Source organism: Chryseobacterium carnipullorum, from assembly GCF_900142785.1.
Lineage (GTDB): Bacteria > Bacteroidota > Bacteroidia > Flavobacteriales > Weeksellaceae > Chryseobacterium > Chryseobacterium carnipullorum.
Genome location: NZ_FRCD01000002.1, coordinates 71,306 through 83,092 on the forward strand (window position 1 = coordinate 71,306; position 11,787 = coordinate 83,092).

8 protein-coding genes are annotated in these 11,787 nt (G+C 37.5%); 1 reads left to right on the top strand and 7 read right to left on the bottom strand.

Going from position 1 to position 11,787, the window contains the following annotated elements; translation table 11 throughout:
- Positions 1-65: 65 nt before the first annotated feature.
- The gene (locus tag BUC06_RS02485) at positions 66-3,416 is read right to left on the bottom strand and encodes a T9SS type B sorting domain-containing protein (protein WP_073329324.1); all 3,351 of its coding nucleotides are present in this window, start codon (positions 3,414-3,416) and stop codon (positions 66-68) included.
- Positions 3,417-3,612: 196 nt separating this feature from the next.
- Positions 3,613-4,440 carry a translation elongation factor Ts gene (gene tsf, locus BUC06_RS02490; RefSeq protein WP_073329327.1) on the bottom strand — a complete coding sequence of 276 codons (828 nt, stop codon included), beginning with the start codon at positions 4,438-4,440 and terminating at the stop codon, positions 3,613-3,615.
- A 145-nt stretch (positions 4,441-4,585) separates the two neighbouring features.
- On the opposite strand from tsf, the gene BUC06_RS02495 reads away from it, so the two are divergent.
- Positions 4,586-5,314, top strand: a complete 729-nt coding sequence (locus BUC06_RS02495) for a DUF6759 domain-containing protein (protein ID WP_073329330.1) — start codon at positions 4,586-4,588, stop codon at positions 5,312-5,314.
- Positions 5,315-5,376: 62 nt separating this feature from the next.
- On the opposite strand, the gene BUC06_RS02500 is transcribed toward BUC06_RS02495, so the two are convergent.
- The 5 genes from BUC06_RS02500 to BUC06_RS02520 all read right to left on the bottom strand — a co-directional run bounded on the left by BUC06_RS02500 (position 5,377) and on the right by BUC06_RS02520 (position 11,725).
- Positions 5,377-6,333 (bottom strand): acetyl-CoA carboxylase carboxyltransferase subunit alpha, encoded by a 957-nt coding sequence (locus BUC06_RS02500; protein WP_073329332.1) that lies wholly within the window; start codon positions 6,331-6,333, stop codon positions 5,377-5,379.
- A 48-nt stretch (positions 6,334-6,381) separates the two neighbouring features.
- Positions 6,382-7,890, bottom strand: coding sequence for a glutamate--tRNA ligase (gene gltX, locus BUC06_RS02505; protein WP_073329335.1), 1,509 nt, complete (start codon positions 7,888-7,890; stop codon positions 6,382-6,384).
- Between the two features lie 132 nt (positions 7,891-8,022).
- Positions 8,023-8,931 carry a glycosyltransferase family 2 protein gene (locus tag BUC06_RS02510; RefSeq protein WP_073329337.1) on the bottom strand — a complete coding sequence of 303 codons (909 nt, stop codon included), beginning with the start codon at positions 8,929-8,931 and terminating at the stop codon, positions 8,023-8,025.
- Between the two features lie 77 nt (positions 8,932-9,008).
- Entirely contained in the window at positions 9,009-10,952 is a 1,944-nt protein-coding gene (locus BUC06_RS02515) for a hypothetical protein (protein WP_073329340.1), read from the bottom strand.
- A 2-nt stretch (positions 10,953-10,954) separates the two neighbouring features.
- Positions 10,955-11,725, bottom strand: coding sequence for a T9SS-dependent choice-of-anchor J family protein (locus BUC06_RS02520; protein WP_073329343.1), 771 nt, complete (start codon positions 11,723-11,725; stop codon positions 10,955-10,957).
- Positions 11,726-11,787: the final 62 nt, after the last annotated feature.

Below are 11,787 nucleotides of genomic sequence, written 5' to 3' on the forward strand. Positions count from 1 at the left end.
AGGATTTCTACAAATTTAAAATAATATTTGAAATAGTATTAAATAAATATAACAAAAGTTAAAAATTAATCACGATTTTTAATTAAAAGCCATCCCGAATATGAAACTGGTAATTTCGTGTCAGGTTCTGTCCAGGTAATTACATACCAATAGGTTCCTGTAGGAAGACTTCTTCCGTTGGCCTTACCATCCCATACGTAATTCTTATCGGAAGACTTATAAACAGACGCTCCGTAGCGATCCGCTACCTCAATTTTCACATTCTGCTTGATCCTTAGATCAGAATAATTAAGAACATCATTGAGTCCGTCACCGTTAGGGGTAATGGCATTAACAAGATTCAGGACCAAAAATTCCTTGGTCACCGGCATACATCCGTCTGAGCCCAGTACATAGACCTTATGGATACCTCTTGAAAGATTCATGAAAACATGGGAAGACTGATAATTCATTCCATCCAGAGAATATTGATAAGGAGCAGTTCCTCCCGTCACATAGACTGTCGCAGTAGAGCCTGAAGTATCTACCCTTGTAATGGTTGGAGCCTGAGCCGTTGTTACACTTACCGTCTGGCGGTATACACATCCATTGGACCCAAGATCTACATAATAATTTCCCGCACCTACGGTGATACTCTGCGTTGTTGCTCCGTTGCTCCATAGATAAGATGAGAAGCCAGGTCCTGCATCCAATACTACTTTTTCATCTGAGCAAACCACCTGGTTGTTGAGTCTGTTAGATTTTTTAGGTGTTTTTAAATTAAGTTTTAAAGTTCCGGTAGCCGGACATGCCGTATTGCTTTGAAATCTTACATAATAAGTATGGACCGAAGTAATATTCTGAGTAGGGGAGATTGCGTTGGTTCCTGCCTGCGCATCAGCCAGTGAAGTATGGAATGATAAGATCACCGAAGGATCTGCAGTAAATAAATTTTTATAATCATTAAGATTGGCAGATTCAGATCCGCTGAGGTCATTATCGCAGACATCCGCTGTCACAGAATTGGTGATTAATGTAATTTTATTTCCAATGGTAAAATTGATCTGTCCAAGTGCTGCAGGACAGTCCCCTATGTTTGGGGTTACTCTTACATAAACGGTTGTATTGGCATTATAAGTCCAGTTAGCGGGAAGGGTGTTGTTATTTCCTGCAGTAGCATCTGCCTGAATGAGGTAATATTGTACGGTGAAATTGGCTGAATTGCTTACAATCTGGGGAGTTACAGTGGTGAAATTTACACTGATGATTCCGTCAAAATTATCATCGCAGAAGCTTGCGTTAAAATTACTGGTGTTCACATTAGGTGAAGGATTCAGGGTTAAGATGATCTGTGCTGCCTTAGTACATCCAAAGGCTGAGGTTACGTTAGCATAAATGGTTCCGGCAGGACCTGAATAGGTGGCAGGACTTGTAATCTGTCCGGTTAAATTAGCATTGGTATAATAAGTTGCTGTCGTCCCAGTATCCGGACTTAAAATAGCGGTTGTGAGGTTAAAAGTTCCGTTTCCACTGGCATTGGCGCATGAAGAAAGATTAGCATTCTGAGTTTGAAGAACATCAATATTCATTACCACTTTGAAATACTCAAAATCAGCCGGGTTTCCGTTTCCATCAATATAATAAATGAAAGAATCTGTAGTATCCGTTGTAAGTCCGGCATTAGGAGTATAAGTGATCTGTCCGGTTGTAGGATTTACCGTAGCTGTACCATTGGTTGGCTGAGAAATAATACTTGTATGTGAAGGAACAATGGCCTGCGTAGAGGTCGTGAAAACAGGAGTGATCACTTTGGTATTACATGATCCGATATTGTATGTTGTTGTAGAGATCGGAGGACATAATGTATATTGGTATTCGGAGGTTAATCTGGATTCACAGTTATTTTTAGTGATATAACAGGTGTACGTTCCTGCCCCGTATAATTCGGGATTGATAAAATAAGAGGTCGCTCCTGGAATGAGAACACCATTGAAATACCATTGGTAGGCATCATAACTGTTGTCTACTTCAAGACGAATCCCTGCGTAGCAGTCTCCTGTTTTTGTAATGGCTGGGACTGAAGAAAATCCGGCGAAATAACCTCCGTATCCTACAGACCCATTTCCTGCTGCTATTCCTGCAGTGACAGGTTTTGTAGAGTTGACAGTAATATTTCCGGAAACATTCATAACAGAATAAGTGACCCACCCTGGATTTCCGGTTACAGGATAAGGACCTGTAGCTGCCGCAACCGGATTACCGTTGAGTGTTACCGCAGCACCTGCCTGTGTGATGATGTTAAGTTTGGTATCGTAGTAGGTAGTTCCGATTCTGTTAATAAAGCCTAATTCATTGATTTCTTTTGGCAGGAAGCAGCTTAAAGGCGGGATAAAATTCATTCCTCCTGTCTGATACACCGTACTTCCGGAAGTTCCGGCGAGAAGCTGGTATACGTAAACGTTTTTGCTGGAAGAGATGCTCATATTGTAATTTCCATTCCCCTGATTGATATAGCTGTTTCCTTCGATCATATAATATCCACCTGCATTAAGGTTAACGCCAGGTAAAGGATTTCCGTTGACAGTAAGGGTCGTATTATTTTCTGTAGCAATGATCAGGGCTTTTTCCATCCCCACAGTAGCCGGGCCATTTCCTTTTACCATGACGAAATCTTTTCCTAATCTGTCTACAGGAACAGCCTGATCCATCAGGATGTCTACATTGCTATTATTCTGGGTAGTATAAAGACCGTTGAAGTTTCCGTTCGTGACTGATACCGGTTTGTTGGCAACAAGCTTTGCGCCTAATAATCCTTTTCTGTTACTTGCTCCCCCCATATCGCTTGTGACATCAATGATGTAAGATTTTCCTTTGTTGATGGTAAATGTTCTGGTAGGCATGACGCTGCCGTCTGAGAAAACAACATCAGAATTATATCCGGATAGGGTAATAGTGGTATTGTCTTCCGTAGCAGTAACTCCTAGGGTAGAATTGACATAATCTTTAGGGAAAGTGGTAGGCGCAGTCCCTATGAAAAAAGTTTTTCCTATCCCGGCCAATCCTTTCGAAGTAATGATTTCAGCCTGGTTGGGAACTGAAAACCTGAAGTTGGCAAAGAATTTTTTAATTCCTTTTACATGCAGGCCCATTGAATTCTGGGTAAAAAGCTGGTTGGCTGTGGAAGCAATCATATAATTGCTTGGAACGGTAAGTTGTACGGGATTTCCTTTGCTTACCTGTACGGTAGAAAAAACAATATTGTTATTGGAAACCTGCACAGAAAACGGAACCGTCTCGTTGGTTGACAAATATAAATAACATTGCGGAGATCCCTGAAGGGAACTTGCTGACATAGGAGCAAACCAGTGTTCATTATCTAATTGTGCATTAACGAGTAAACAAAGAAAAGTGCAAATAGCTAGTAGAAATTTTTTCATGCTTTATTATAAGGGGCAGCAAATTTAAACATTAATAATCTATTTTCACCTTAAAATATTTCACAAATAGGCACTTATGATTATATTGTTGAAGATTTAAGATTCACGTCATATTGGGTTAACAGCAGCGGATGATCCCATAAAAAAATCCCGGTGAAATATTCACCGGGATTCCGTATTATTTTTTGAAAGATAATTAAGCTAAGCTTATTCTTACAAATCCTGTTACTTTAAGGTCTGCGTTAACAGATTTTACATAGTCAGCAACAGAGATACTTCCGTCTTTGATGAAAGACTGGTGTACCAATGTGTTGTCCTTGTAGAATTTCTGCATTTTACCTTTAAGGATGTTTTCGATAATGTTTTCAGGCTTCCCTTCTTTTATAAGAAGTTCTCTTTCGATCTCTAGTTCTTTATCGATTGTTTCCTGAGAAACTCTTGTTTCGTCTAAAGCGATAGGGTTCATTGCAGCAACCTGCATAGAAACAGATTTAGCAGCTTCGTCAGCTCCGTCTACTTTAGCAGAAAGGGCAGTGATAGCAGCGATTTTGTTTCCAGCGTGGATGTAAGCTCCCAAGAATGGTCCTTCGATTCTTTCGAAAGCTCCGATCTCGATTTTCTCACCGATAACTCCTGTTTGCTCGATTAATTTTTCAGCAACCGTAAGTCCGTGGAAATCTGTAGCTAAAAGCTCTTCTTTAGTAGCAGCAAAAATAGCCATTTCAGCTAATTCGTACGCTAGTTCAATGAATGCTTCATTTTTTGCAACGAAGTCAGTCTCGCAGTTTAGAGAGATAACAACACCTAAAGTGTTATCCTCGTTTACTCTAGCGATTACCGCACCTTCAGAAGATTCTCTGTCAGCTCTGTTAGCAGCTACTTTCTGTCCTTTTTTTCTAAGGATATCTACTGCTTTTTCGAAGTCTCCTTCTGCTTCAACTAGAGCTTTCTTGCAGTCCATCATACCTGCACCTGTTTGGTTTCTTAATTTCGCTACGTCTGCAGCAACTGGTGTATAAGACATAATATGTATTATTTTTTTTATTTAAGATTAGTAATAATTTTTAGCTTACTTTTAGAGCAGGGCAAAGATAATGATTTTAATGATAAACTAAAAAATGACTTTTCACGTTATTGATATATTTAATACTATTTTAAAGACTTGATTAATGAAAAAAATCTTTCTACTGATATTTCTATGCATTTTTACACTAGGTTTTTCACAAAAAAAGAAGAAATCGAAATCTAAGGCTGTCGTAGAAAAAGAAACAATCATCATCTATACAGAGCAGGATGCAGAGGCTTCAAAAGAGGCGAGAGTCATTGCCGGTTTCCTGAAACAAAATCCCGGACATGCCAAATCAGATTACTTTAAAAGAAAACTGATCGATATGATCATGGCAGATAATTCTCCTGAAGCAAAACCTACCATTAAACCTATCAGCAAGGAAAAAATTGAAAAGATTGTTAAGAATAATGAACTGAACAGTGGAAAAGTACTTGCCTCCAAGACAGGTACGACGACAGCTATTGCATCAAAACCAGAAAGAACTGTAAGCTATGCTTCCGCAGGATCTTCCAAAAGCGCTGGAGCAAGCAATAAGGCGGAGCCCAGCGAAGAGGCCAAAAGAACGGCAGCGATGCTTACCCATCTTTTCAATAATGATACCAATAAAAACGATGCTTATATTAACATTAAGAACAGATCAAGCTGTAATCTGATCGTGAAAATAAGCGGAAAAAAATATTATAACCTGACTGTTCCTGCAAAAGGACAGAATTTTATTCTGATTGATAAAGGAGAGTATGTACTGACTACAATGGTATGCGATGCAAAATATTCATCACTCAAAAAGATTGATAAGGATATAGAAATCGCACTCAATGTATCTGAATAATAAAATTAAGAAGACGATAAGCAAAAACGGTTAAGAAATAGTTCTTAACCGTTTTTATTTTTTTATCCTTTAAACTGTCCCATCGCAATGAATTTCTCCTGCCTTTGGGTTTCAAGTTCCTGTCCTGAGAATTTTGAAAAAGCTTTGATATTCTGTAAAATAGAATGTTTAAGATTCAGATAAGCTACTTCGGGATCATATTGAGCACCTCCAAGAGGTTCTTCTATGATTCCATCAATGAATTTTTCTCTTAAAGCATCTTTTGGGGTAAGGTTTAGTGCATTGGCTGCATCTTCCTTGTGATCCCAGTTTCTCCATAAAATGGAAGAACAGCTTTCGGGTGCAATTACGGTATACCAGGTGTTTTCAAGCATGTACACTTTGTTTCCTACTCCTATTCCTAAGGCACCACCACTTGCTCCTTCACCGATGATATAAGTGAAAATAGGAGTTTTAAGCTGAACCATTTCAAAAATGTTTCTGGCGATCGCTTCACCCTGTCCTCTTTCTTCAGCTTCTAATCCAGGATAAGCTCCCGGCGTATCTACTAAAGTCACTACAGGGATTTTAAATTTTTCAGCAAGCTTCATAAGTCGTAAAGCTTTTCTGTATCCTTCAGGATTCGGCATTCCGAATCTTCTGTACTGTCTTTCTTTGGTCGTTCTCCCTTTCTGGGTTCCGATGATCATTACTTTCTGACCATCCAATGTGGCTAAACCGCCGATCATTGCAGGGTCGTCTGCGAAATTTCTGTCTCCGTGAAGTTCCAGAAAACTTCCTTTATCTACCATTCCGTTGATATAGTCAATTGTATAAGGACGATCCGGATGACGGGATAGTTGTACTCTCTGCCAAGGGGTAAGATTTTCGTAGATTTCTTTTTTCTTTTCTAAAATCTTATCCTCAATCTGGCTGCATGCTAATTTTACATCAACACCACTTTCTTCTCCTACTAAAGAACAAGTCTGAAGTTGATCCATTAGATCTTTTATAGGAAGTTCGAAACTTAAATATTCCATTTCTTGAAGTAAATTAAATCTTTCAAATTTATGAAAAATTATGAAAAACTATTTAAAATTATTGATAGCATTGTTTATTCTGGAGATAGACTCCTCTTTTCCAATAAGTTCCATGATATCCGGAACGTCAGGACCTTTCAGTTCTCCTACTAAAGATAAACGAAGTGGCATCATTACTTTTCCCATTCCCAGGCCTTTGTTTTCCGCGAAATCATGGATCGCCTGCTTTACAATTTCTGAAGTAAATTCAGTGGTCGTAAGATTTTCTGCTAATTCACCTAAAACAGCAGACGTTTCATCATTCCAAGCTTTTTTCGATGCTTTCTCATCATAAGAAACGGGAGCTTCGAAGAAAAATTTTCCGTTTTCGTAAATATCTTTCGGGAAGGTAGCTCTTTCTTTCATCAAACCGATGATCCTGATTAATTTTTCATCAGAAACCGCTGACAAGTCAAGGTCTGTATTTTTTAAGATCTGAAGAAGTTCTTCATTAGATTTCAACTGAATATACTGGTGGTTGAACCATTCTGATTTTTCTTTGCTGAATCTGGCACCCGCTTTATGTACTTTGTGAAGATCAAATTCTTTGCACATTTCTTCCAGAGTTAAAATTTCTTTGTCATCCGCCGGAGACCATCCTAAAAGGGCAACCATATTGATGAAGGCGTCAGGAAGATATCCGTTTTCTCTGTACCCCTTAGAAACAATTCCCGTCGCAGGATCTTTGAAATCCAATGGAAATACAGGGAATCCGAACTTGTCACCATCTCTTTTACTTAACTTTCCTTTTCCTTCAGGTTTTAAGATCAATGAAAGGTGAGCAAACTGAGGAGCCTCCCAGCCCATTGCCTCATATAATAATTTGTGAAGTCCTAAAGACGGAAGCCATTCTTCTCCACGGATCACGTGAGAAATTTCCATTTCGTGGTCATCAATGATGTTGGCAAAATGATAAGTAGGCATTCCATCATTCTTGACAAGAACTTTGTCGTCTAATGTATTGGTATTGACCGCAGATATTCCACGGATGATATCTTCAAGGTTCAGAATTCTGTCCACCGGCATCTTGAATCTTACCACATAAGGTGTTTTTTCATCAAGCAATTGCTGAACTTCCTCTTCAGTAAGTGCAATACTGTTTCTCAGTCGGTTTCTGGTTTTGTTGTCATAAGAGAAAACATCTCCCTTTGCTTCAAACTCAGCACGGATAGCATCCAGTTCTTCAGGCGTGTCAAAAGCGAGGTAGGCATAGTCTGTTTTCAGGATCTGCTCAGTATATCTGTCGTAGATATCCCTTCTTTCAGACTGTCTGTAAGGCGCAAATTTCCCTCCTTTCTTCGGGCTTTCATCAGGAATGATTCCGCACCATTCTAGAGCTTCCTCAATGTATTCTTCAGCTCCTTCTACATATCTCGCCGTATCTGTATCTTCAATTCGAAGGACAAATTCGCCACCCTGGTTTTTGGCAAAAAGATAATCATATAATGCGGTTCTTACGCCTCCCAAATGCAAAGGTCCGGTAGGACTTGGAGCAAAACGAACTCTTACTTTCTCCATTTCAATTAAAATTTTGGTGCAAATTTACTTAAAATTATATGTTTTTAGGATTATTTACAGTTTGGTTATTGGCTTTTTTTGATTTCAGAAATTAAAAAAGGATGAAGTTAAAAATTACTCCATCCTTTTGATTTATTTTTTTAGCATCAGCAGTTTAAAGAATAAGACAGGATTTTTGTACTTGACCTTATACTTTTCTTTTTTCCATTCCATCTGCAGTCTTGCTTTTTCCGATTCCGAGTTTGTTTCGGATAATTGGATTTCGTAGTTGAAATGGATAAGCTTAAGCCTGTATTTTTTATAAAGTTCCTGGTCAGCTTTAATGTAGTCTATGTATTTATGGGTCACTTTCTCATAAGAATCTTTCATCAGCTTCCAGTTTCTCGATAAACTGGTGGAAAGAATTCTGTAGTAGAATAATTTTTTGTCGATAAATCCGATCTTATAGCCTTTGGAGGTGAGTCTGAGATTCATATCCCAGTCTTCAGTATTAATATTTTCATCAAAAGGATATTTTACCAAAAGTTCTCTTTTTACGAATGTTCCTACGTTGGACGTTTTATTTTCAGAGACATTTTCATGGAAAAAATTGGAAAGACTGTCGATGACCTGTTTTTTTTCTTTTGGAGTGTAGGCGTCAGTCGTTTTGTCTTCTGTCTGATAATATTTATAGCCGTCTGAAAGGATAAAATCTACCGGGTTTTCCTGAATATAGGATACTTTCTCCATCAAACTATCTTCCGTATACCAGTCATCTCCCGAAAGCAGGGAAATATATTCTCCCGAAGCATGGGAAACTGCAATGTTAATATTTTTAGCCACCCCGAAACTTTCGGTATTCCTGATCATTTGATAATGCTGTCCGAATTGTGAAAGCACCTTCTCTGCATTTTCAAAGGTTTTATCTTTCGAAGCGTTATCCAGTAGAATAATTTCATAGTGAGGGTAGGTCTGCGAAATGGCGGACATGCAGGCCTGTTCGATGAACTTTTCATGGTTCATGGTGATGATGATGAGGCTTACAAGCGGCGGATTGTTCATTGTTTAAACTGTTACTGATTTTTCTGTATGTAGAATGAATAAGATATTCCAATTCAAAGATAATGGATTGATTGATTTTATTGCATCATGCTATATATTTTTGTCAATATCATATCTTCCACATTATTGACAGGAATACCACTTTGCCCATAAATGAAAAAGCTTTCATACCCTTCATAATTTGGAACAGATTTATTAATGTGCCATTGTACGGGAAGGTAACTTGATACATCATTGGAATACCCTAATACGGTTAATTTTAGAGCAGGAAAATGGTTGTATAAATCAATGGCATATTGAGAAACAGCTTCCCGGCTCAGGGCAATAATGTTCCAGTCACCTATTTTTAAAATTTGAATATAGACAGTTGCCGATTTGGAAAGGGTACCGGAAGTATATTGATTAATAATTTTATTGGCCCATCTTACATTCCTTTCAGAGGCCTGGTCATATTTTCCGGTATTGGCCTTTTTAATATTGACAGCCCTATTGAACGTGAAATTGTTAAGAGGTACCGCAATAGAATCGAATTTAACGGTAATTTCTCCGCTGATATTGGATGATGATAAAGAAAATAAATTACTAAAATCTTGCGTTAGTTTAGTGGCTGTCTGATCCGGAGTATCTGATTTGTAAGGATTGATATCGCCTGCACATCCCTGCATAAATTGGACACTGTTAATGTTTTTTAACGTTCCTAGTTTATCTCTCGTGGCTCCAACATAGTTTGATGAAATCGTAATAAAGTCCCGTGCCTGACTATATGATACAGGATGAGTGCTTGCGCTCAGAATGGCACCATTTGCAATATTTGTATTGCTTTGTTTTGCAATAACCATGGTGATATTGTTATCTAAGTCCTTCGTAATATCCGCTCTGTTGTATCCAATATTCGTTTTACCTTTTACAAAGCTTAAACTGTTGTTTGATTTACTGTTAATGGCATTTTGTGTAGCTACTAAAATAGAATTTTTTACAATCTCAAGATATTTAGGATTGGGATTTTGATAGAATTCCTGGAGACAAGAGTAATTTTGAGATACCGGAGCATAATGGGTATGTGAACAATTAATTAAAATTGCGTTTTCATCGATATTATACAGGCTTTTTATTTCGGCTTTTATTGTATGTGAAAAAGAATAATTGATCCCGCATAAATCTAAGGTAATAATGAGTGCTTTTTTTGAGTTTTTTTCAAAATAAGAGGCATAGGCATAGATGGGTGTCTGGCTATGTTGTGAGTAATACAATTTATTGTTATTGGAAGTTGCGTACAGTTTATTTTTAATATAGGTGATATTTGATAAATAGTTACCATAAGTTGTATGGTTGGGAGTTCCAATTTTTAGCCATTTTTCATTGGGTGATAGTGAGGTAGTTCTTGTCCATAATTCATTATCATATTTAGACAATGCAATTAAATTGGATCCATCACTGGTTAGTGATCTTACAGAATTAGCTTTCCCCAGATTGGTCCATGGGGAACTCAACGGAGTAGCATCTCTTACCCACAAATTATTGTTTTTCGTAGTACCGTATAATTTATTATTTAAAAAGGTCAACCCGGTAGTGTTATAGGCAGATCCAATATTGATCCATGGATTGTCGTTTTCTACCGCATCTCTCATCCACAACTTATTGTTTTTATCTGCACCATAGAGCTTCCCGTTTCCATAAGCGAGTGCGGTTACATAATAAGACGGTCCTATATAAATCCAGTTGGGATCACCGGAGCTGATTTCAGCCTGCCAAAGTTTGTTATTTCCTGTAGCAATATATAATTTTGTATCGGAGGAGCACATGGCAACAACATTTTTTGCGGTACCTGTTTCCATGAAGTTGATGCTGAATCTTCCTTGTTTGGGATCTCCGAATCCAGCGAGAGGAGAGGACAATATCGTAGAGTTGGGGTTAATCGGTTCTTTTGAAAATCCTACAAAATAGTTTTGTCCAAAGATGAAATTCTGAAGCAAAAATACGAGTATAAAACTTTTAAAAAGCAGTACTTTAGTTTTAGACATGGTTAATTCTTTTTTACAATTTTTTGTTCAAAAATTTCTTCATTTTCGTAAGTACCCTTAAGAAGATATATTCCTGCCGGCAAATCAGAAATATCAATAGAACTGGTGTTTGAATAGGTTTTTAGAAGTCTGTTGTCCATACTGATCACCTGAATGCTTGTAATTTTTTGTTCTGCATAAAGTTTTCCGGATGTAGGATTAGGGAAAAACAATGATTTATTTTTTCCTGAAACAGAACTCCCTTCAACCGATACATTATCTATGAACCAGTTATTTCCGTCGTCATCTTTTTTTACAAAAGCAATATAGATTTGCTTTTTATCGTATTTTGAAATGTTGATTTTTTTTATACTGAAATTTTTACCAAATGTGGCATCGCTATAAGAGGCAACGGTCTCAAATTGGTCACGATCCGATTGAGAGTCTATAGATATCTTGATTTCATATCTTGTATTGTTACCGGGAAAAGAATTCCGTTGTGAGAAGATTAAATAATTATTTTGATAATCACTCAGGTCTATTTTAGGAGTAACAAGCCAGTCTTCGTTTAATTCACCGGAATTCTCATATCTTACAAAAAAGCATTTATTAGACCCATCTTTATTCACGGTTTCTAACTGCCAGTTATTAGAGTCATTTCCTGCATCATTGTTCCCTTTAAAAATAGCCCAGTCCTCCGGAACTTTTGAAAGATGATACGTGTCAAAATTATCAGAAAACTGTCCAAACGAGAATACACTGAGTAAAAGAAGACCTATAAATATCAATTTCATGCGATATGTTTTTTACAGATAATAGTTTGATTTATGATGAAATAGGACATAATAAGTTATGT